At 75.0% G+C, this 19,545-nt stretch carries 20 protein-coding genes and 2 pseudogenes; 8 read left to right on the top strand and 14 right to left on the bottom strand.

The genetic code is table 11. The features are described 5' to 3' along the window. Positions 1-2 precede the first annotated feature (2 nt). Together Sdia_RS21275 and Sdia_RS21270 are read right to left on the bottom strand one after the other, a co-directional pair. On the bottom strand, positions 3-608 hold the full coding sequence (locus Sdia_RS21275) for a DedA family protein (RefSeq protein WP_100454333.1): 606 nt from the start codon (positions 606-608) through the stop codon (positions 3-5). 44 nt (positions 609-652) lie between these two features. Then, entirely contained in the window at positions 653-1,420 is a 768-nt protein-coding gene (locus Sdia_RS21270; protein WP_189499863.1) for an MBL fold metallo-hydrolase, read from the bottom strand. 217 nt (positions 1,421-1,637) lie between these two features. Between Sdia_RS21270 and Sdia_RS21265 the strand changes: the two genes are divergently transcribed. From Sdia_RS21265 to Sdia_RS21255, 3 genes are all read left to right on the top strand, one after another. Further along, positions 1,638-2,063: a hypothetical protein gene (locus Sdia_RS21265; RefSeq protein WP_100453594.1), complete on the top strand. Its 426-nt coding sequence runs from the start codon at positions 1,638-1,640 to the stop codon at positions 2,061-2,063. Positions 2,064-2,213: 150 nt separating this feature from the next. Further along, positions 2,214-4,301 carry a phage holin family protein gene (locus Sdia_RS21260; protein ID WP_229830396.1) on the top strand — a complete coding sequence of 696 codons (2,088 nt, stop codon included), beginning with the start codon at positions 2,214-2,216 and terminating at the stop codon, positions 4,299-4,301. Between the two features lie 163 nt (positions 4,302-4,464). After that, complete coding sequence (locus Sdia_RS21255; RefSeq protein ID WP_100453595.1) at positions 4,465-4,890, top strand: OsmC family peroxiredoxin; 426 nt, start codon at positions 4,465-4,467, stop codon at positions 4,888-4,890. Between the two features lie 140 nt (positions 4,891-5,030). On the opposite strand, the gene narI is transcribed toward Sdia_RS21255, so the two are convergent. The 8 genes and pseudogenes from narI to Sdia_RS21220 form a co-directional block, all read right to left on the bottom strand. After that, positions 5,031-5,741, bottom strand: coding sequence for a respiratory nitrate reductase subunit gamma (gene narI, locus Sdia_RS21250; protein ID WP_115069244.1), 711 nt, complete (start codon positions 5,739-5,741; stop codon positions 5,031-5,033). A gap of 9 nt (positions 5,742-5,750) precedes the next feature. Beyond that, positions 5,751-6,344, bottom strand: a complete 594-nt coding sequence (gene narJ, locus Sdia_RS21245) for a nitrate reductase molybdenum cofactor assembly chaperone (RefSeq protein ID WP_124287898.1) — start codon at positions 6,342-6,344, stop codon at positions 5,751-5,753. Next, positions 6,344-6,910 (bottom strand): nitrate reductase subunit beta, encoded by a 567-nt coding sequence (locus Sdia_RS30325; protein ID WP_241193846.1) that lies wholly within the window; start codon positions 6,908-6,910, stop codon positions 6,344-6,346. Before Sdia_RS30325 ends, narJ begins: the two co-directional genes overlap by 1 nt. A 297-nt stretch (positions 6,911-7,207) precedes the next feature. Next, a pseudogene (locus Sdia_RS30320) lies at positions 7,208-7,434 on the bottom strand (4Fe-4S dicluster domain-containing protein); the annotation flags it as partial. Positions 7,435-7,664: 230 nt separating this feature from the next. Then, positions 7,665-8,222: pseudogene (locus Sdia_RS21235) on the bottom strand (nitrate reductase subunit alpha); the annotation flags it as partial. A 178-nt stretch (positions 8,223-8,400) separates the two neighbouring features. After that, complete coding sequence (locus Sdia_RS21230) at positions 8,401-9,090, bottom strand: hypothetical protein (protein WP_185393562.1); 690 nt, start codon at positions 9,088-9,090, stop codon at positions 8,401-8,403. 6 nt (positions 9,091-9,096) lie between these two features. After that, the gene (locus tag Sdia_RS21225) at positions 9,097-9,759 is read right to left on the bottom strand and encodes a hypothetical protein (protein WP_185393563.1); all 663 of its coding nucleotides are present in this window, start codon (positions 9,757-9,759) and stop codon (positions 9,097-9,099) included. A gap of 244 nt (positions 9,760-10,003) precedes the next feature. After that, positions 10,004-10,534 carry an SRPBCC family protein gene (locus Sdia_RS21220; protein WP_185393564.1) on the bottom strand — a complete coding sequence of 177 codons (531 nt, stop codon included), beginning with the start codon at positions 10,532-10,534 and terminating at the stop codon, positions 10,004-10,006. A 219-nt stretch (positions 10,535-10,753) separates the two neighbouring features. On the opposite strand from Sdia_RS21220, the gene Sdia_RS21215 reads away from it, so the two are divergent. From Sdia_RS21215 to Sdia_RS21200, 4 genes are all read left to right on the top strand, one after another. Further along, complete coding sequence (locus tag Sdia_RS21215; RefSeq protein ID WP_100453601.1) at positions 10,754-11,059, top strand: YciI family protein; 306 nt, start codon at positions 10,754-10,756, stop codon at positions 11,057-11,059. Positions 11,060-11,217: 158 nt separating this feature from the next. Next, complete coding sequence (locus Sdia_RS21210) at positions 11,218-11,523, top strand: 4a-hydroxytetrahydrobiopterin dehydratase (RefSeq protein ID WP_100453602.1); 306 nt, start codon at positions 11,218-11,220, stop codon at positions 11,521-11,523. Between the two features lies 1 nt (position 11,524). Then, positions 11,525-12,235, top strand: a complete 711-nt coding sequence (locus tag Sdia_RS21205) for a class I SAM-dependent methyltransferase (protein WP_100453603.1) — start codon at positions 11,525-11,527, stop codon at positions 12,233-12,235. Between the two features lie 217 nt (positions 12,236-12,452). Continuing rightward, positions 12,453-13,268 carry a class I SAM-dependent methyltransferase gene (locus Sdia_RS21200; RefSeq protein WP_229830399.1) on the top strand — a complete coding sequence of 272 codons (816 nt, stop codon included), beginning with the start codon at positions 12,453-12,455 and terminating at the stop codon, positions 13,266-13,268. Between the two features lie 73 nt (positions 13,269-13,341). Here Sdia_RS21200 and Sdia_RS21195 read toward each other — a convergent pair whose 3' ends face one another. The 3 genes from Sdia_RS21195 to Sdia_RS21185 all read right to left on the bottom strand — a co-directional run bounded on the left by Sdia_RS21195 (position 13,342) and on the right by Sdia_RS21185 (position 17,293). Further along, positions 13,342-14,175 (bottom strand): aldo/keto reductase, encoded by an 834-nt coding sequence (locus tag Sdia_RS21195; RefSeq protein ID WP_272948336.1) that lies wholly within the window; start codon positions 14,173-14,175, stop codon positions 13,342-13,344. 161 nt (positions 14,176-14,336) lie between these two features. After that, the gene (locus tag Sdia_RS21190) at positions 14,337-16,163 is read right to left on the bottom strand and encodes an AMP-dependent synthetase/ligase (RefSeq protein WP_189499865.1); all 1,827 of its coding nucleotides are present in this window, start codon (positions 16,161-16,163) and stop codon (positions 14,337-14,339) included. Positions 16,164-16,417: 254 nt separating this feature from the next. Beyond that, positions 16,418-17,293 (bottom strand): LysR substrate-binding domain-containing protein, encoded by an 876-nt coding sequence (locus Sdia_RS21185; RefSeq protein ID WP_100453606.1) that lies wholly within the window; start codon positions 17,291-17,293, stop codon positions 16,418-16,420. A 165-nt stretch (positions 17,294-17,458) separates the two neighbouring features. Here Sdia_RS21185 and Sdia_RS21180 point away from each other — a divergent pair, with 165 nt between their 5' ends. Beyond that, a complete protein-coding gene (locus Sdia_RS21180; RefSeq protein WP_189499866.1) occupies positions 17,459-18,472 on the top strand; it encodes a bile acid:sodium symporter family protein in 1,014 nt (337 codons plus the stop codon). A gap of 19 nt (positions 18,473-18,491) precedes the next feature. On the opposite strand, the gene fdhD is transcribed toward Sdia_RS21180, so the two are convergent. Continuing rightward, on the bottom strand, positions 18,492-19,334 hold the full coding sequence (gene fdhD, locus Sdia_RS21175; RefSeq protein ID WP_115069504.1) for a formate dehydrogenase accessory sulfurtransferase FdhD: 843 nt from the start codon (positions 19,332-19,334) through the stop codon (positions 18,492-18,494). Positions 19,335-19,545: the final 211 nt, after the last annotated feature.

Genomic DNA, 19,545 nt, shown 5'->3' with positions numbered 1-19,545 from the left:
CCTCACCGTGAGGACGGCGCCGTCCGCCTCCGCAGCCGCCGCCACACCCCCGGCGCCGCGCTGATCAGCACCGTCAGCACCACCGCGGCGGCCACGCCCTCCCACGGCTCGGCGAAGAGCGACCCGCCGACGATGCCGATGAGCTGGTACGTGGCCGTCCACGCCAGGCAGGCCGGGCCGTCACCGCGGGCGAACCGGGACAGCGGCATCCGCGCCAGCAGGCAGGCCAGCATCACCGGGACGCGGCCGGCCGGGATCAGCCGGGAGAGGATCAGCACCGTCACCCCGTGGGTGTCGAGCTTGGCGCGGGCCTGCTCCAGCCGGTCCGGCGCCGCCCGCTCCCGCAGTGTGTCCAGCCACCGCGAGCCGCCGCGCGAGCGCACTCCCCGTTGCCCCAGCCAGTACAGGACCAGGTCCCCGAGGAAGGCCGCCAGGGCCGAGACGAGGAAGAGCACCAGCAGCGTCAGCGGCGCCGCCTCGTGGAAGGCGACCACGGCGGCCCCGCTGACCAGGGCCCCCGTCGGCACCACCGGCACCAGCGCGCCCAGGAAGACCAGCAGGAAGAGCGAGGGGTAGCCGAGCGCCTGCTGGGTGGTCGCGTCGGGCATCTCCGCCGCGCCGAGAACCGCCGGCGCGGACAGTCGCGAGAGGGTCACCGGCCGGCCTCGGGCCGCACGCTCTCCCCGTGGCTCAGCAGGTGCACCCGTACCCCGGGGGCGCTCACCGCCGCCTTGCGGACGAACTCGTCACCGGGGGAGTGGAACTCGTGCGGGCGCACCGCGTCCAGCCCGATGGGCCAGTACGTCCCGTAGTGCACCGGCACCGCGGCGGCCGGGGCGAGCCGCCGGGCCGCCTCGGCCGCCCGTGCCGCGTCCAGGTGGTGGTGGCCCAGTCCCGGGCCCCAGCCGCCCACCGGCAGCAGCGCCACGTCCAGCGGCCCCGTCTCCGCGGCCATCGAGTCGAACAGCCCCGTGTCCCCCGCGAAGTAGGTACGCGCCTCCCCGCTGACCACGAACCCCAGCGCGGGCGCGCGGTGCCGCGCGACCGGTGTGCGCCGTCCGTCGTGCAGCGCGGGCACCACCCGCACCGTCACCGGGCCGACCTTCTCGCTGTCGCCGGGCTCGACCTCCACCAGGTCCAGCCGCGCGAGGCGTCGCAGCCCCGGCACGGCGCGCACCGCGCCCTTGGGCACCAGCAGCCGGGTGCCCGCCGCCAGCCGCGCCAGCGACGGCAGATGGAGGTGGTCGGCGTGCAGATGGGAGACGAGGACCGCGTCGGCGACGGCCGCGTGGGCCGGCGGGGGAGCGCCGCGGCGCCGCCGCAGATGGGCCAGCCGCCGCGCGAAGACCGGGTCCGTGAGCAACCGCACTCCCGAGTCCTCGACCGTGCAGGTGGCATGGCCCCACCAGGTGATCTCCACCGTCCGCGCTCCTCCCTGCGGCGCCCGCGCCGCCCGGGCCGGCTCACCCGCCCCGCACGGACGGTTCCGTACCCCGCCCGCGTCCCGCCGCCCCCACGTCACCCGGACGGGGGACGGCCGGAAGACCGCTCCTTACGAGACTACGGGCCAAGATAGGGTCGGCGGACGCGCGACCGGCCGGCGCCGCAGCCCGGCGGTCAAGGCCAGGGAGGACGCCATGGAGGACGCCGCGGAGCAGGCGCCGCACCCGCGGGCGGCGGCCATCGCCAGCCTCACCCCGCTGGAACACCTGGACCAGGACCCCTTCCTCGTGGACACCCGCAGCCAGCAGGACATGTGCGCCCGCTGGGCCGACGCCCACGACCACGTCATCACCCGCGAACTGCTGCTGCACGGCCTCGCCCCCGACCACCCCGAGCTGTGGGCGGACTTCGACGCCGGCCGGGTCGACCTCTTCCTCACGCCGAGCAGGCGCGTCCTCGACCAGGCCGTCACCTGCGCCGAGGAGTTCACCGCCCTGTGCGCCCGGCGCGGCGCCCGTGTCGTCACCGCCGACCTCGCCGAACCCCAGTACGGGCCCCGGTCCAAGGCCCGCGTGCACCGCCGCCTCTCCATGCCCACCGCCGGGTACGACGGCTGCTGAGCTCCGGGACCGGGCGCATACCGGAACGGACCGGCCGAAGCCGGTGTGAAACGCTGGACCGGGCCCGGCGGGCGGGCCCCGCTGGTGGACGAGGTGAGGGCAGGCGTGGCAGAGAGGCCGTGGCGGAGGTTCGCGGGGGCGCTGTGGCGGATGGGAGCGGTCTGGGCCGTCTCCACCGTCACCATGCTGGTGCTCGCGGGGATCCTGCCCGACTTCCGCCTCCAGTCCGCCGACGGCGACAGCGCCACCCGCATCGGCCTCACCGCCGCCGCCGGGGCCGGAGTCTTCGGCGTCCTCTCGGCGCTGGTCTGGCCGCTGGTCGTCCGCGCCCTGCTGCTCGTCCCCGCCCTGGTCCTCGGGCTGCTGGCCTTCGCCATCAACGGCTCGCTGCTCACCCTCGCCCTCCGGCTCATCCCCGACGGACGCGGCACCGCGGCCCCGGAGACGGCCGTCCTGGTCGCCGCCGTCATGTCGGCGGTCGCCTCCGCCACCGGCACCGCCCTCGCCGTCCGCGACGACAACGCCTACCGGCGCCGCCTCTACCGCCTCTCCGACCGGCGCCGCCGCCGCGCCCTGCCGGTGCCCGCCACCCCCGGCACCGTCTTCCTCCAGCTCGACGGCGTCGGCCACGACGTCCTCGCCTCGGCCGTCGGCCGCGGCCTGCTGCCCACCGCCGCCCGCTGGCTGGGGCACGGCCCCGCCCCGGCCACCCACCGCCTCACCCCCTGGCGCACCGACTGGTCCAGCCAGACCGGCGCCAGCCAGCTCGGCATCCTGCACGGCACCACGTACGACATCCCCGCCTTCCGCTGGTACGAGAAGGACCGGCGGCAGGTGATGGTCAGCAACCGGCCCGCCTCCGCCGCCGAGCTCCAGCGGCGCGCCGTGCGCCGCACCGGCGACGGCGGGCTCCTCACCGACGACGGCGCCAGCCGCGGCAACCTCTTCAGCGGCGGCGCGGGCCAGGTGGCGCTGGTGCTGTCGGTCTCCGCGCGCCGCGAACCCGGCCAGCGCTCCCGAGCCGGGTACTTCGCGTACTTCTCCGATCCCGCCAACGCCGTCCGCACCGCGATGTCCTTCGTCGCCGAGGTGCTCCGCGAGATGGTCCAGTCGACCCGTTCCCGGCTGCGCGGCGACACCCCGCGCGTCGGCCGCGGCGGGCTCTACCCGTTCGTGCGGGCCTTCGCCACCGTCGTCGAACGGGACGTGGTCGTCGCCGCCGTCATCGGCGACATGCTCGCGGGCCGCACCGCCGTCTACGCCGACCTCGTCGCCTACGACGAGGTCGCCCACCACTCCGGGCCCGCCGGCCGCGACACCGACCAGGTCCTCGCCCGCCTCGACCGGTCGCTCGCCCTCATCGAGAAGGTCGCCGAACACGCCCCGCGCCCCTACCGGATCGTCCTCCTCTCCGATCACGGCCAGAGCCCCGGCGAGACCTTCCGCTCCCGCTACGGCCTGACCCTCGCCGACCTCGTCCGCGCCGGCTGCGGCCTGCCCGTGCCCCGCCGCGCCCGCCGCACGCCGAGCGGGGCCGAGGCCCGCGCCGCCGTCCGGGCCGCGCTGCACCGGCCCGTGGAGGTCCACGAGGACGAGGTACGGCCGCGCCGCTTTGAGCCGGTGGTGCTCGCCTCCGGCAACCTCGGCCTCGTCTCCTTCCCCGACGTGCCGCACCGGATGAGCCGCGAGGAGATCGACCGCCGCCACCCCGCCCTGCTCACCACCCTCGCCGCCCACCCCGGCATCGGCTTCCTGCTGGTCCGCAGCGAGGAGCACGGCGCGGTCGTCCTCGGTGCCGGCCAGGACGTACCGCTGGCCGAGGCGGACCGGCCCGGCGGGCCGCTGGAGCCCTTCGGTCCCGGCGCCGGCGAGGCGGTCCGGCGCACCGACGGGTTCCCGCACACCGCCGACATCATGATCAACTCGGCGTACTTCCCGGAGACCGGCGAGATCCACGCCTTCGAGGAGCAGATCGGCTCGCACGGCGGCCTCGGCGGAGACCAGAGCCGCCCCTTCCTGCTCTCCCCGCTCTCCCTCGCCGACCCGGCCCCGGCCGACGGCACCGGCCTGACCGGCGCCGAGCAGGTCCACGCCGTGCTGCGCGGCTGGCTCGAGGCGGCGGCGCCCGACGGCCGCCCCGGGGCGACGGGAGCCGGGCACGGCGCGGACGGGCGGACCGGCCGCGACGGCGACCTCGGAGCGACGCGGCCCGTCCCGCCGTCGGACACCGCCGCCTGAGGCCGCCGGGCCGCGACGAGCACCCTGCCTCACCCGCCTCAGCGGGGCGAGGCACCTCGCCGGCCGGGCGACGCGCCCGGATGCGTGTGCCGCCGCCCCGCCTGTGATCGGATAGGCCGTGGCCGGCACCCCGCCGGTCCGTCGTGATGAAGGGAACTCACCGATGGCCACCACGCGTTCGGCCCACACCGTCTGGGAAGGCGACCTGCTCAAGGGCAGCGGCACCGTCTCGTTCGACTCCTCCGGCATCGGCGACCAGCAGGTCTCCTGGCCCTCCCGCGCGGAGGAGGCGAACGGGAAGACCTCGCCCGAGGAGCTGATCGCCGCCGCCCACTCCAGCTGCTTCTCGATGGCCCTCTCCAACGGCCTGGCCAAGGCCGGCACCCCGCCGACCCGCCTCACCACCTCCGCCGACGTCACCTTCCAGCCCGGTACCGGCATCACCGGCATCCACCTGAAGGTCGAGGGCGAGGTGCCCGGCATCTCCGCCGAGGACTTCGAGGCGGCCGCCGCCGACGCCAAGGCCAACTGCCCGGTCAGCCAGGCCCTGGCGGGGACCACGATCACCCACAGCGCCAAGCTGGCCTGAGTCCGCGCCCGGCGTGCGGGAGGGGGCTCCCCTCCCGCACGCGGTCACCCCGGCGGGGACACGCCCAAGCGCCCGGGAGCACAGGAGGACCCCGGCGGACACGGCCGCCACCGGGCCGCGCGGGGTGCGGCCCGTCCGGATCACCACCCCCTTCGCGCCCCCCGCTCCGCCAACTGCCCCTCGTCCCGGCTGCGATAGACGATGTACGGCCGGAACAGGTACTGGACGGGGGCCGCGAACATGTGGATGAGGCGGGTGTACGGCACCAGGGCGATCAGGACCATGCCGACCACCGCGTGGATCTGGTACAGCACGGGGACGCCGCTCATCAGCGGCACGTCGGGGCTGAGCCGGAAGAGGCTGCGGGCCCAGGGGGCGATGGTGTCGCGGTACGCGTAACCCGTGGCCGGTGTCGAGTGGGCGAGCTTCGCCCACATGCCGAGGACCAGCGCGGTGACCAGGACCAGGTACATCGCCTTGTCGTTGGCGGTGGTGGCGCGGAAGACCGGGGCCCGGGTACGGCGGCGGTGGACCAGCAGGGCGATACCGGCCAGGGCCAGCAGGCCCGCCAGCGTGCCCCCGTACAGCGACAGCAGGTGGTACGTGTGCGAGGTGACGCCGACCGCGTCGGTCCAGGAGGCGGGGACGAACAGCCCCAGCAGATGGCCGGCGAGGACGAAGAGGACGCCGTAGTGGAAGACGGGGGAGGCGATGTTGAGCAGTTTCGACTCGTAGATCTGCGAGGACCGGGTGGTCCAGCCGAAGCGGTCGTAGCGGTGGCGCCAGACGATCCCGGCCACCAGCAGGGCGAAGGCCACATAGGGCAGGGCGCCCCACAGCAGCACGTTCATGCGGACTCCTCAGTTCAGCAGCGGCAGGGTCGGGCGGCCGTACGGGGCGAGGGCGCCGTCCAGGCCGACCTCCTCGCGGGGCGGGCCCGAGCGGGCCAGCGCAGCCGCCTCGGCCCTGTCCTTCGGCGAGGGGCCCGGCAGGGAGGCGCAGACGGCGTCCAGGAGCCGCGCGTACGGCGTGCCGGACTCGGTCAGCGCGAGGCGGAGCAGTTCGACGCCGGGCCGGTTCTCCAGCAGCAGCCTGGGCCCGACGCGGGCGGAGAACTCCAGCACGGCCGGGAGGAAGTCGGGCAGCTCCTCACCGGTGAACTCCAGGCCCTGGGCGCGGTAGGCGGCCTTGAACGCGACCAGGGACGCGCCCCGGCGGCGGGTGTCGCCGTCGCGCCACCAGGAGAGGTGGAGGCTGTGCTTGTTGCGGAAGTCGAAGGTGCGGACGTAATGGGCGGCCAGCTCGCCCGGCTCCTGCTCGCCGGCCCAGGCGACGAACTCGGCGAGCGCCGGGTCGTCGACGGCCGACCGCAGCAGCGGCAGCCGTTCGCGGAAGGTCTCGTCCGGGTAGACCAGGCAGAGCGCGGCGGCCTGGTGGAGTACGGCGGTGTCCATCACTTCTCTCCCCGCGATTCGGCGACGTCCGCGACGTGCGGCTGCTCGTCGGCGGTCTGCCGGGCGCGCAGCGCGTGGAAGGTCTCCAGGGAGACCAGCGGCAGTTCGGTGCGGCCGGAGTCCTGGCCGAAGGCGCCCTCGCCGCCCATGCCGGGACCGCCGGCCTGGTCGAGGCTGCACGAGTCGGGCACCGCCGACTCCTCCAGCCGCCGGGCGTCCCCGACCGCGGCCGTCGGGATCACGTACCGGTCCTCGTACTTGGCGACGGCCAGCAGCCGGTACATCGCCTCCAGCCCGGCGAGGTCCATGCCGACCGAGGCGGCGACGGCCGGGTCGGGGGGCTCGCCGAGGTTGACGGCGCGCATGTGGGAACGCATCGCCGCCAGCTTCTCCAGCGAGGCGCGGACCGGGCCGGTGTCCCCGGCGGCGAACTGCTCCGCCAGGTACTCCAGCGGGATGCGCAGGGTGTCGATGGCACCGAAGAGGTTCCCGGCGTCCTCGCCGTCGAACCCGGTCTCGGTGAGCGCCTCCACCACCGGCGACAGCGGGGGGATGTACCAGACCATCGGCATCGTCCGGTACTCCGGGTGCAGCGGCAGGGCCACCTTGTACCGGCTGACCAGCGCGTGCACGGGGGAGCGGCGGGCGGCCCGCACCCAGTCGTGCGGGATGCCGGCCGCCTCGGCCTCGCGCCGCACTCCGGCGTCCTCCGGATCGAGGAGGACACCGAGCTGCGCCTCGTACAGCCCGGTCTCCTCCTCGGTGGCCGCGGCCGCCGCCACCCGGTCCGCGTCGTAGAGCAGCACCCCCAGGTAGCGCAGCCGGCCCACGCAGGTCTCCGAGCAGACCGTGGGCAGCCCCACCTCGGTGCGCGGGTAGCAGAAGGTGCACTTCTCGGCCTTGCCGGTGCGGTGGTTGAAGTAGATCTTTTGTACGGGCAGCCGGTGACGCACTCGCGCCAGCCCCGGCAGCGGTCCTGGTCGACCAGGACGATGCCGTCCTCGCTGCGCTTGTAGATCGCGCCCGAGGGGCAGGCGGCCACGCACGAGGGGTTGAGGCAGTGCTCGCAGATCCGCGGCAGGTAGAACATGAAGGTCTGCTCGAAGGCGAACCGGATCTTCTCGGACGCCTTCTCACGGGTCTTCGCCACCATCGGGTCCAGCTCGCCGTACTCGGGGGCGCCGCCGAGGTCGTCGTCCCAGTTGGAGCCCCACTCGATCTTCATCGGCTTGCCGGTGAGCAGCGAACGCGGCGCGGCCACCGGGTAGTCGTCACCGAGCGGCGCGTCGGTGAGGTTCTTGTACTCGTACGTCCAGGGCTCATGGCGTGCACGTGCGCGGCGGCCGCGATCTCGACCGCCTCGTCCCAGCCGGCGCGCACCAGCCCGCCCTTGCCGCGCGCCAGCTGGTAGCGGCGCCTGCGCTCGGGGTCCGCCTGGATGTCCGCCCAGGCCAGCACCGGATCGCGCAGCCGCTCCTTCGCCTCGCGGTACAGCTCCAGCAGCACCCCGCGGACGTACGGGTACCGCACCCGCGTCGGCGAGTAGGTGTACCAGGCGAAGGCGGCACCGCGCGGGCAGCCGCGCGGCTCGTACTCGGGGCGGTCGGGGCCGACCGTGGGGTAGTCGGTCTCCTGGGTCTCCCAGGTGATGCCGTCCTTGACGTACACCTTCCAGCGGCAGGCACCGGTGCAGTTGACGCCGTGGGTGGAGTTGACGACCTTGTCGTGGCTCCACCGGTCCCGGTAGAAGGCGTCGCCCTCCCGGCCGCCCTTCAGCTCCTCGCTGTGCAGGTCGGGAGCGGCGGTGCCGCGCCGGAAGAACCGCCCGGCCCGCAGCAGCGCGGCGTCCGGCTCGGACGGTGTCGTCGTGTCGGTCACCTGAGGCGCTCCCTGGGTCGGCCCGTGCTGCGACCGTAGGAGTGCCCCGCCCCGACCACCTCCCGGCGCGGTCCGTAGGGGGCGCGGCCGACCGGGTGGTCCGCCGGGGCCGGGCAGGCCGGTGCCCGGGCCGGGGGTTCGCACCCCGGCCCGGGCACCGGCGTCCCTGGGGGAGGGGTCAGAGCTTCAGCAGCCGCTCCGACGCCTCCCGGTACGACTGGAGGGCCACCCGCAGCCGCTCCGTGTCCAGCTCGGCCGCCGGCTCCTCCCAGCCCGAACGCAGTACCCGCCGCTGCTCGGCAAGTGCCTCGGTGACCCGCCCGGCCAGCTCCGCGAAGACCTCGTCGGCCTCCGCCACCGCCTCCCGGGGCCGGTCGACGAAGCCGCTGACGGCCTGGCTGAGGCGGCCCGACCACCGCTCGCCCTCACCGGCGCCGAAGACCGGGACGTTCGGGGTGCCGTCACCGCGGGGGGCCCGGGGCGCCGCGCGGCCGCCGGCTGCCGGGGCCGCGGTGTTCTTCCCGGCCGGCGGCTGGGGCTTCACCGTCGCCTGGCCGGTGCCGGGCGCGGCGGCGTCCGGGGCGGGCGGCGGCACGGCGGCGGGCGGCGGGGGCGACGGCGGGGTGCCCGGCGCCACCGGGTCGACGGGTGCGACCGGGTCCCGCGTCAGGCCCGGCTCGTCGCGCCGGGCGCCGCCGGTCCCGGCGGCGGCCACGCCGCGGTCGTGGCCGAGCCGCCGGTCGGGGCCCGGGCCGGGGGCGGGGCCGTCACCAGGACGGTCCACCAGGTGGGCGCGGTCCGGTACGAGGTCCTCGTGCCCGGTGCGGGCGGTGTGCTGGTCGGTCCACTTGCCACTCTCGGCTGCCATCGCCGATCACTTCCCCTCGGTGGTCCTGATGCCGGCCTCGGCTCCGTGCGGACGGGCCGCCGCCGGGATGTCGTCCTGTGCCGCGGGCGCCTGCGGGTCGTCGCCCGGCTCGGCGGGGCCCGCCGGGCGGCCCCCGTCGACGTGCCCGGCGCCGCCGGTCAGCACCTCGTACAGCGAACGGGCCGACAGCAGCGCCTCGCGCAGCTCCTCCGTGCCGCCGCCGCCCCGGGCCGCCAGGCGTACCGTGCGGTACCCCTCGACCTCGTGGGCGTGGTGCACGGACAGTGCCTCGACCTGCTCCTCGTACCGCTCGGGGCCCGGGTAGCCGCGGTCCTCGGCGAGCTGGGCGAGCAGCGCGCCCGCCTCGGCCATCGCCTGCTGCGGCGAGTCGACGAACCGGCGCTGCACGCCGGCCCACTCGGCCTCGTACCGGGCGAGCGACTCGGCGGGCAGCGGCCGCTCCCGGAGGGCGCCGTGCCGCTTCAGGCGCTCACCCAGTTCCCGCCGGGCGGCGGTGGTGTCGCCGTTGTGCCGGGCGAGGACCCGGTCGTACTCGGGCCCGAACCGCCGTTTGAGCGCGGGCCCCTGCGTGTCACGCCTCGTCAGGGCGTAGGCGGCCGCCGCCGCCACGACGACGACGGCCGCGACGATGATCACGACGGTGAGCATGGCTGTTCCCTTCGGCTCCGGTGGACGGATGGGGCACCACGGCCGCGCGGTCGGCGCGGTGTCGGTGGTGCGGGGGCGAGCCGGTCGCGATCCGGCGCCCGTGAGTCCTGACCGGTGAGGCACGGTCCCCGCGGGTCCGGTGCCCGGGTGTCCGTACCTCCCGGTGCTGGACCGCATGCCCCGAACACGCCCGCGAATGCACGCGCCGCCCGGGCCCACCCGCCCGGGCCGTGGGAACGGCCCGTCAGCGCCCCGTGCCGGCCTCCCCGGCCGCGGGGACGGCGCAGCGCTCCGCGAAGCGGCGCAGGGTGGCGGCGATGTTGCGCCGCTGGAAGCCGGCGAACGAGCGGCCCGAGGTCACCACGTGGTCGAAGACCCACGCGGCGGCGTCCGGCCAGCCCCGCCGGTCGTCCGTCCACCTCTCGGTGACCCGCGTGCCGCCGCCCGGCGCCGCCTCGAAGCGGTACTCCCAGGTGGCGATCGGACCGCGCACCACCGGGCGGCGCAGCCCGATCGCCCGCACCTTGAAGGCGAACCGCTCACCGGGCTCGGCCGCCGTCACCGTGCACCGCGTCGTCCACCGCACGAAGCCGCGCCGGTTCCGCCCGTCGAACACCATCCCCGGATACGGAGCGCCGCCCTCGCCGCGCACCACCGCCCCCTCGTTCTCCGGACTCCACCGCCCCATTCCGGCCGGGTCGGCGATCAGCGCGTACGCCTCCCCGGGAGTGATCGGCACGACGACGCTGCCGGAGACGGTCAGCACTCGGGACATGGCTGCTCCTCGACGGGGTGGGGGCCCGGGGACCGGGCGAGGGTGCCGGGCACGCTACAGGGTGACCTCCGGCCCACGGCGGGCGGGCGCTTCCCGCACCCGGCCCTGGTCGCACCACCTGCCCACCGCCTGCGGCAGCCCCCGCCGTACGATCCGGGGGCCGGGCCCCGGCGGCCCGGCGCACCGCCCTGCCCGCACCCGCACCGCGAAGGACCCTCCGTGCCGATCTACGCCGTCACCTACACCTACGCCGACGACTCCGCCGCCGCCCGGGACACCCACCGCCCGGCCCACCGGGCCTACCTCGGCACCCTCTCCGAGCAGGGCGTGAACCTCGTCTCCGGCCCGTTCGGCGCCGACGAGCCGGCCGGTGCGCTGCTGCTGTTCCGGGCCGGTTCGAAGGACGAGGTGCTGGCCCTCACCGAGAAGGACCCGTTCCGCGTCGAGGGCCTGGTCGCCCGGACCGACGTCGCCGAGTGGCTGCCGGTGCTCGGCCCCCTCGCCCAGGCCCTCGCCACCGACTGACCCACCCGGCCCCCCGGCGCCGCCGTCCGGCGGCACCGGGGGCCGATCCTCGCGCGCCCGGGCGAACCCGAGGCGCGCATCAGCCGGGGAGCGCCGCCGGTGTGGCAGGGTGACCCCGACCGCAGTCGTACCGGCAGTCGTACCGAAGGAGGCAGGTCATGACCGCCGACCCTCTGCCGCACCAGCAGATCGAGGACCGGCTCGCCCAACTCCCCGGCTGGGCCCTGGAGGACGACGGGATCACCCGGGCCTACCGGCTGGGCTCCCACTTCGCCGCCGCCGCGTTCACCACACACATCGCCCAGGTCCAGGACGAGCTGAACCACCACTCCGACCTGACCCTCGGCTACGACACGGTGCGGCTCGCCGTGCGCACCCACAGCGCCGACGGCGCGATCACCGCGCTCGACCTGGACCTCGCGGCCCGGATCGAGCAACTGGCACCGGCCCACGGAGCGCACTGACGTGCTGGACTACACACGCGAAGCCGCCGTCTACGACGCCACCCGCGGCGGCGTCCCCCGCGCCCGTGCCGCCGCCGAGGCGGTCCACGCCCTGCTGCCCGCCACCGCCCGCGACCACCTGGACCTCGCCTGCGGCACCGGCCTGGTCAGCGAGCGCATCGCGCAGCCCGGCCGCCGCGTCGTCGGCGTCGACCTGGCCCCCGGCATGCTCACCGTGGCCGCCGGCCGGCTGCCCGGCCACGCGCTGCGCGCCGACTGCCGCCGCCTGCCCTTCGCCCCCGCCGCCTTCGACTCGGTCTCCGCCGTCTGGCTGCTCCACCTGCTGGACGAGGCGGCCGGTGTGGTGGCCGAGGCGGCCCGGGTACTGCGCCCCGGCGGGGTCTTCGTCACCACCGTGGACAAGGCCGACGCGCACGACGTCGGCAGCGACATCGACACCCTGGTCGGCCCCTACCGGCTGCACCAGGTCGCCGACGCCCACGCCACCGTCACCGCCCTCGCCGAGGAGCACGGCCTCTTCCCCTGCGGCGAGGCGCTCTTCCAGGGCCACGGGCAGGGACGCACCCCCGCCGAACTGGCCCGCCGGGTCCGTGCCGGCGACATGTACCGCGAAGGCGGCAGCGCCCTCGCCGCGCGCCTCGCGGCCCTGCCCGACCCGGACACCCCGCGCCCCGAACCGGTCTTCCGGCTGATGGCCTTCCGCGCCGCCTGACCCCGCACGCACCGCCTCCGCTTGCCGGAACGGCAACACGACTGGCCCGCTCGCGCACCCCGTACCAGGGTGGACGGCATCACCGAGCGAGCGGAAGGCGGCGCAGATGAGTGAGCGGCAGGAGTCGCGGAACGGGTCCGGGCACGGCGCGGACGGCCACGGGAGACACCACGGGGAGCACGGGGAGCACGGGCACGGCGACCTGGACTGGTCCGTGATGGGGCCCGTGCTGGAGCAGGAGGCCGAGGTCAGCCTCCCCCTGTACCGGGAGATCGCCGACTGGGCCGCCGAGCGAGGCGCCCGTGTGCCGGGACCGGTGATCGACGCGGGCAGCGGACCGGGCGTGGTCTCCGCCCTCCTCGCGGAGGTCTTCCCGGACCGCGAGGTGTACGCCGTCGACGCCGAGGCGGAGCTGCTGGAGCGCGCCGCCGACCGGGCGCACCGCACCGGGCTGGAAGGGCGGCTCCGCACCCACCGGGCCGAACTCCCCGACGGCCTCGAGGCGCTGCCAGCCGCCTCACTGGTCTGGGCCGGGCGCTCCCTGCACCATGTCGGCGACCAGCGCGCCGGACTCGCCGCCTTCGGCCGGGCCCTGGCCCCCGGCGGCGGCCTGGTCCTGCTGGAGGGCGGTCTGCGACCGCGGACCCTGCCGCGCGAACTGGGCTTCGGAAGGCCCGGTATCGAGACCCGGCTCGACGCCGCCCAGGAGGAGTGGTTCGAGACGATGCGCACCTCGCTCCCCGGTACCGTCAAGGAGCCCGAGGACTGGGCCGCCCTGCTGGAGGCCGCCGGGCTGCGTCACGTCGCGACCCGCACCTTCCTGCTCGACCTGCCCGCCCCGGTGACCTACGAGACCCGCGCCCACCTGCTGTCCCAGTGGCAGCGCAGGCTGGAGCACGCCGAACTGGACGCGGTGGACCGCGCCACCGCCGACCGCCTGCTCGACCCCGAGGACCCCGCCGGGCTGTACCACCGGCCCGACCTCTTCCTGCTCAGCGCCCAGACCGCCCACCTGGCCGTGCGCGAGAAGTGAGCCGGGACCGTAGGCACGGGTGCCCCGCGCCGCGACCGCGGCGCGGGGCACCCGAGCGCGGGCGGCCGGGCGCTCAGCCCTCGTTGAACTCGGCCGGGTCCGGGCCCAGCCGGCGGTCCTCGTTGAGCGCGCGGATCGCCGCCATGTCCTCGGTGTCCAGCTCGAAGCTGAAGACGTCGATGTTCTCCTTGATCCGCGACGGCGTCACGGACTTCGGGATGGCGACGTTGCCCAGTTGCACGTGCCAGCGCAGCACCACCTGCGCGGGGGTGACGTTGTGCTTCTGCGCGATGGCGACGACGGCGGGCACCTCCAGCAGGCCCTTGCCCTGGCCGAGCGGGGACCACGCCTCGGTGGTGATGCCCTGCTCGTCGTGGTACTCACGGGCGGCCCGCTGCTGGAGGTGGGGGTGGAGCTCGATCTGGTTGACCGCGGGGATCACCGAGGTCGCGTCGATCAGCCGCTCCAGGTGCTCCGGGAGGAAGTTGGAGACGCCGACGGCGCGGGCCCGGCCCTCGGAGTAGATCTTCTCCAGCGCCTTGTAGGTGTCGACGGCGGTGTCCTTGGCCGGCAGCGGCCAGTGGATCAGGTAGAGGTCGACGTGGTCCAGGCCCAGCTTCTCCAGCGAGGTGTCGAAGGCACGCAGGGCGGCGTCGTACCCGTGGTCGCTGTTCCACAGCTTGGTGGTGACGAAGAGTTCCTCACGGGGGATGCCGGAGCGGGCGATCGCCTTGCCGGTGCCCTCTTCGTTCCCGTAGGCGGCGGCGGTGTCGATGGAGCGGTAGCCCGCCTCCAGGGCCGCGCCGACTGCGGTGAACGCCTCGTCGTCCGGGACCTGCCACACGCCGAAGCCGAGCTGGGGCATCTGGACGCCGTTGTTCAGGATGATCGGGGGAACCTTGCTCACGAGCGATTGGTCCTAACGTGGTCGGTGGGGACTCCCATGGTCAACTATGACCCGCCCGCTCGCATTCCCGCCCACCGACCCGTGCACGCCGTCGAGAGTTCCCCCGCCCGGCCGCTTCACCGGCCTCGCAACCCGGCCGGGGCACGGGTACGGACACCGCGTCAGGTGCGGTACAGCGCCTCCAGCTCCGCCGCGTAGGACTCCTCTATCGCCTTGCGCTTCAGCTTCAGCGAGGGGGTGAGCAGCCCGCGTTCCTCGGTGAACCGGTGGCCCAGGATGCGGAAGGTCCGGATCGACTCGGCCTGCGAGACGAGGGTGTTGGCGGCGATGACGGCCCGTCGCACCTCCGTCTCCAGGTCCGGGTCGCGGACCAGCTCGGCCGGGGTCAGCTCCGGCTTGCCGCGCATCGCCAGCCAGTGGCTGACCGCCTCCGTGTCCAGGGTGACCAGCGCCGCGACGTACGGCCGGTCGTTGCCGACGACGACGCACTGGGCCACCAGCGGGTGGTCGCGGACCCGCTCCTCCAGCGGTCCCGGCGAGACGCTCTTGCCGCCGGAGGTCACGAGGATCTCCTTCTTGCGGCCGGTGATCGTCAGATAGCCGTCCTCGTCGAGCCGCCCGAGGTCCCCGGTGGCCAGCCACCCCTCGCGCAGCGCCGTACGGGTGGCCTGCGGGGCGTTGAGGTAGCCGCGGAAGACGTGGTCGCCGTGGAGCCAGACCTCCCCGTCGTCGGCGATGTGCACGGTGGTGCCCGGCAGCGGCAGGCCCACCGTGCCGTACCGGGTGCGCTCCGGCGGGTTGGCGGTGGCCGCGGCGGTCGACTCGGTCAGGCCGTACCCCTCGTAGACGGTGATGCCGGCTCCGGCGAAGAAGAGCCCGAGCCGCCGGTTCATCGCGGAGCCGCCCGACATGGCGTGCCGCACCCGGCCGCCGAGGGCGTCCCGGACCCGGGAGTAGACCAGCTTGTCGTAGAGCTGGTGCTGCATCCTGAGCCCCGCCGTGGGCCCGGGGCCGGTGCCGAAGGCGCGCGCCTCCACCGCCTCGGCGTACCGCACGGCCACCTCCACCGACTTCTCGAACGGACCCGAGCGCCCGTCCCGTTCTGCCTTGCGCCGCGCGGAGTGGAAGACCTTCTCGAAGATGTACGGGACGGCCAGCACGAAGGTCGGCCGGAAGGCGGCCAGGTCCGGCAGGAGCGCCGCCGCGTTCAGCTCCGGCTGGTGGCCCAGCTTGACCCGGCCGCGGACCGCCGCGACCTGCACCATGCGGCCGAATACGTGCGCGAGCGGCAGGAAGAGCAGCGTGGAGGCCTGTTCGCCGGCACGGGAGTGGAAGACCGGCTCCCAGCGGCTGATCGCGGTGTCCGTCTCGAACATCAGGTTGGCGTGGGTGATGACGCAGCCCTTGGGCCGGCCGGTGGTGCCCGAGGTGTAGATGAGGGTCGCGGTGCTGTCGGGGGTGACGGCCCTGCGATGCCGGTGGACGGTGTCGTCGGGGACCTCCGCACCCGCCTCGACCAGCTCCGTCACCGCGTCGGCGTCCAGCTGCCACAGCCGCCGCAGCCCGGGCAGGCGGTCCACCACCGAACCGATCGTCATCGCGTGGTCCTCGTGCTCGACCATCGCCGCCGACACCTGCGCGTCGTGCAGCATCCACGCGACCTGCTCGGCCGAGGAGGTCGGGTAGATCGGCACCACCTGGGCGCCGACCGTCCACAGAGCGAAGTCGAAGAGCGTCCACTCGTAGCGGGTACGGCACATCACTGCCACCCGGTCGCCGAAACGCACGCCGTCCGCCAGCAGCCCCTTGGCCAGTGCCAGCACCTCGTCGCGGAAGCCCGCCGACGTCACGTCCCGCCAGCGGCCGTCGGCACCCTTGCGGGCCAGCGCCACCCGGTCCGGACCGGTGTCGGCGTGGTCGAAGACGACGTCGGCGAGACCGCCCACCGGCGGGGCCGACGCCGACGGGGGAGAGGTGAACTCGCGCACGCGCTGCTCCTGGGGGACGCCCTGCTGAAAGCCCTGACAGCGCGGTGACGCTACCCCAGTCGCGTCCCGGGCGGGAGAGGCGGCGCGTGGCCGGCCCCCACGGCATCCGCACTGGTCAGCCAGGGAGACCCGGCCACATCGGGGAAGGGCGGGACAGAATCCTGACCCACCGGTAAGTGGAATCGGGTCGATCTGCACCGGATCTGTGCAGGACGGTCACCGGGAACGGCCTTCGGCGGCGGGCCTTCACATGCTCAGGGCCCCCGCAGCCGGTCGCCGCCCTCCAGGAGGGCCCGCCCCAGGGCCCGCGCGGGTGCCGGGTCGCTCCCGCCGCGTGGCTCGCCGTACGCGAGGACGAACTCCACCTCGCCCAGCTCCGGGAGCCCGGCGCGTTCGGGGATCCGGACCAGGCCGGACGGGATCAGCCCCCGGGCGTGCGCCATCACGCCGAGCCCCGCCCGGGCGGCGGCGAGCAGGCCGTTGAGGCTGCCGCTGGTGCAGGCGATCCGCCATGGCCGGCCGTGCCGCTCCAGTGAGTCCAGTGCGCGGGCCCGCGAGATGCCGGGCACCGGGTAGACGATGAGCGGCACCGGGTCCTCCGGATCGAGCCGCAGCCGGTCGGCGCCGATCCACACCAGCCGGTCGCGGCGGACCAGCGGGGCAGGCGGGTCCTCGGGGCGCCGCTTGGCGAGGACCAGGTCGAGCTTGCCCGCCGCCAGCCGCTCGTGCAGCGTCCCGGAGAGTTCCACGGTCAGCTCCAGTTCCACCTCGGGATGGTCGCGGCGGAACGCCTCCAGGATCTCCGGCAGCCGGGTCAGCACGAAGTCCTCCGAGGCACCGAAGCGCAGCCGCCCGCGCAGCGGCGCACCGCCGAAGTAGGCGGCCGCCTGCTCCTGCACCTGGAGGATGCGGCGGGCGAACCCGAGCATGGCCGCGCCGTCGCCGGTCAGCTCCACCGTGTGGGTGTCCCGCACGAACAGCGCCCGGCCCACCTGCTGTTCCAGCCGCCGCACGTGCTGGCTGACGGTGGACTGGCGCACCCCGAGCCGCCGGGCGGCCTGGGTGAAGCTCAGCGTCTGGGACACGGCGAGGAAGGTGCGCAGCAGCGTGGGGTCGTACACGGGCCGCATGTTATCGCCTGGCGTGATGACAGTCAGAGCGGTGTACGGGATTCCCGATCGCGGGCCGGCGGGAGATGCTGGAGGCGCCCCTCCGGCGCCGCGCTCCCACGCCGGTGACCGGCCCTTTCGTGCCGCCCGCCCGCAGGACGGCACCCGGCCCGACCGAGGAACACCGTGACAGGCCCGCGCAGGCGGCTGAGGCCGCCCGTCGATCCGTACATCCTGGCGCTGCTCGGGATGGTCGTCCTCGCCACGCTGCTGCCGGCGCGCGGGGTGGCGGCCGAGGCCGCCTCGGGCGCCTCCACCGTCGTGGTCGGGCTGCTCTTCTTCCTCTACGGCGCGAAGCTCTCCACCCGCGAGGCGATGGACGGCGTGCGCCACTGGCGGCTCCACCTCACCGTCCTCGCCTGCACCTTCGTCCTCTTCCCGCTGCTCGGGCTGGCCGCCCGGGGGCTGGTGCCGTGGCTGCTCACCCCCGAGCTGTACGGCGGCTTCCTCTTCCTGTGCCTGGTCCCCTCCACCATCCAGTCCTCCATCGCCTTCACCTCGATCGCCAGGGGCAACGTGCCGGCCGCCATCTGCGCCGGTTCCTTCTCCTCGCTCGCCGGGATGGTGCTGACCCCGCTGCTCGCCGTGGTGCTGCTGGGCTCCTCCGGCGGCGGGTTCTCGGCCGACTCCGCGCTGAAGATCGCCCTCCAGCTCCTCGCCCCGTTCCTCGCCGGGCAACTGCTGCGCAGGTGGACCGGCGGCTTCCTCGCCCGTCACCGGCGGATCATCGGCCTCGTCGACCGCGGCTCGATCCTGCTGGTCGTCTACACCGCCTTCAGCCAGGGGGTGGTGGCGGGCATCTGGCAGCAGGTGACCTGGCCCCGGCTGCTCGCGCTGCTCGCCGCCGAGGCCCTCCTGCTCGCCGCGATGCTGGCGCTGACCTGGTACGGGGCGCCGCGGCTGGGCTTCGGCCGGGCGGACCGGATCGCCCTCCAGTTCGCCGGCTCGAAGAAGTCCCTCGCGGCGGGCCTGCCGATGGCCACGGTGCTCTTCGCCTCGCACGCCTCGCTGGCGGTGCTGCCGCTGATGCTCTTCCACCAGATGCAGCTCATGGTCTGCGCGGTGATCGCCAGGCGCCGCGCCCGGGACCCGGAGGCGGCGGGGGAGCCGGCGCCGGTGGCGGGGCCGGGTACGGCCTGAGACCGGCCGGGCGGGCCGGTCAGCCGGCGTCCACCGGCAGCGCGATCCGCTCCTCGCCCGCGTACACGTTCATCGAGGAGCCGCGCAGGAAGCCGACCAGGGTCATGCCGCTCTCCCGGGCCAGTTCGACGGCGAGGGAGGACGGGGCGGAGACGGCGGCCAGCACCGGGATGCCCGCCATCACCGCCTTCTGCACCAGCTCGAACGAGGCGCGGCCCGACACCATCAGCACCGAGTCGGAGAGCGGCAGCCGGCCCTGCTGGAGGGCCCGCCCCACCACCTTGTCGACGGCGTTGTGCCGCCCCACGTCCTCCCGGGTGTCGACCAGTTCGCCGTCCGGTGCGAACAGCGCAGCCGCGTGCAGCCCGCCGGTGCGGTCGAAGACCTGCTGGGCCTCGCGGAGCCGGCCGGGGAGGGCGGAGAGCTGGGCGGGGGTCAGGCGCAGGCCGTCGGCACCGGTCAGCGGGTGGCGGGTGCTGGTGCGGACCGCGTCCAGGCTGGCCTTGCCGCACAGGCCGCAGGAGGAGGAGGTGTAGACGTTCCGCTCCAGCGAGATGTCGGGCACCGCCACGCCGTCGGCGAGCCGCACGTCCACCACGTTGTACGTGTTGGAGCCGTCGGCGGTGGCGCCCGCGCAGTAGACGATGTTGGCCAGTTCGGCGGCGTCGGCGAGGACGCCCTCGCTGACCAGGAACCCGGCGGCGAGCGCGAAGTCGTCCCCCGGGGTGCGCATGGTGACCGCCAGCGGCTTGCCGTTCAGCCGGATCTCCAGGGGCTCCTCGGCGACCAGGGTGTCCGCCCGCGCGGAGACGGCACCGTCCCGGATGCGGAGGACGCGGCGGCGTTCGGTGACTCGGCCCATGAAGCGGTCCTGGTTCTGTGCGTACGGCGGCCCGGTCGGCCCTGGTGCGAAGACCGCGCGGGCACCCGGCCGGGGCGCGGCACGCCCGGTCTCCACAGTGCCATTCTTCTCCAGGTCCGCCGCCGCGAACCCGGCCGGGTGCCGCGCCGCTCCTGCCCGGCGGACACGAAGGGTGTCCGCGGCGGCGGCACACGTACCGGAACTGTCGAGG

The sequence above is a fragment of the Streptomyces diastaticus subsp. diastaticus genome, assembly GCF_011170125.1.
GTDB lineage: Bacteria > Actinomycetota > Actinomycetes > Streptomycetales > Streptomycetaceae > Streptomyces > Streptomyces diastaticus.
The sequence above is the reverse complement of the archived record's forward strand: the minus strand, read 5'-3'. Positions and strand labels throughout refer to the sequence as shown.

Excerpts from the sequence above, each read along its gene's own strand:
- Sdia_RS21275 (WP_100454333.1), bottom strand. The coding sequence starts at position 608 with ATGCCCGACGCGACCACCCAGCAGGCGCTCGGCTACCCCTCGCTCTTC.
- Sdia_RS21265 (WP_100453594.1), top strand. The coding sequence starts at position 1,638 with ATGGAGGACGCCGCGGAGCAGGCGCCGCACCCGCGGGCGGCGGCCATC.
- Sdia_RS21260 (WP_229830396.1), top strand. The coding sequence starts at position 2,214 with ATGGGAGCGGTCTGGGCCGTCTCCACCGTCACCATGCTGGTGCTCGCG.
- Sdia_RS21255 (WP_100453595.1), top strand. The coding sequence starts at position 4,465 with ATGGCCACCACGCGTTCGGCCCACACCGTCTGGGAAGGCGACCTGCTC.
- narI (WP_115069244.1), bottom strand. The coding sequence starts at position 5,741 with ATGAACGTGCTGCTGTGGGGCGCCCTGCCCTATGTGGCCTTCGCCCTG.
- narJ (WP_124287898.1), bottom strand. The coding sequence starts at position 6,344 with ATGGACACCGCCGTACTCCACCAGGCCGCCGCGCTCTGCCTGGTCTAC.
- Sdia_RS30325 (WP_241193846.1), bottom strand. The coding sequence starts at position 6,910 with ATGGTCTGGTACATCCCCCCGCTGTCGCCGGTGGTGGAGGCGCTCACC.
- Sdia_RS21230 (WP_185393562.1), bottom strand. The coding sequence starts at position 9,090 with ATGGCAGCCGAGAGTGGCAAGTGGACCGACCAGCACACCGCCCGCACC.
- Sdia_RS21225 (WP_185393563.1), bottom strand. The coding sequence starts at position 9,759 with ATGCTCACCGTCGTGATCATCGTCGCGGCCGTCGTCGTCGTGGCGGCG.
- Sdia_RS21220 (WP_185393564.1), bottom strand. The coding sequence starts at position 10,534 with ATGTCCCGAGTGCTGACCGTCTCCGGCAGCGTCGTCGTGCCGATCACT.
- Sdia_RS21210 (WP_100453602.1), top strand. The coding sequence starts at position 11,218 with ATGACCGCCGACCCTCTGCCGCACCAGCAGATCGAGGACCGGCTCGCC.
- Sdia_RS21200 (WP_229830399.1), top strand. The coding sequence starts at position 12,453 with ATGGGGCCCGTGCTGGAGCAGGAGGCCGAGGTCAGCCTCCCCCTGTAC.
- Sdia_RS21185 (WP_100453606.1), bottom strand. The coding sequence starts at position 17,293 with ATGCGGCCCGTGTACGACCCCACGCTGCTGCGCACCTTCCTCGCCGTG.
- fdhD (WP_115069504.1), bottom strand. The coding sequence starts at position 19,334 with ATGGGCCGAGTCACCGAACGCCGCCGCGTCCTCCGCATCCGGGACGGT.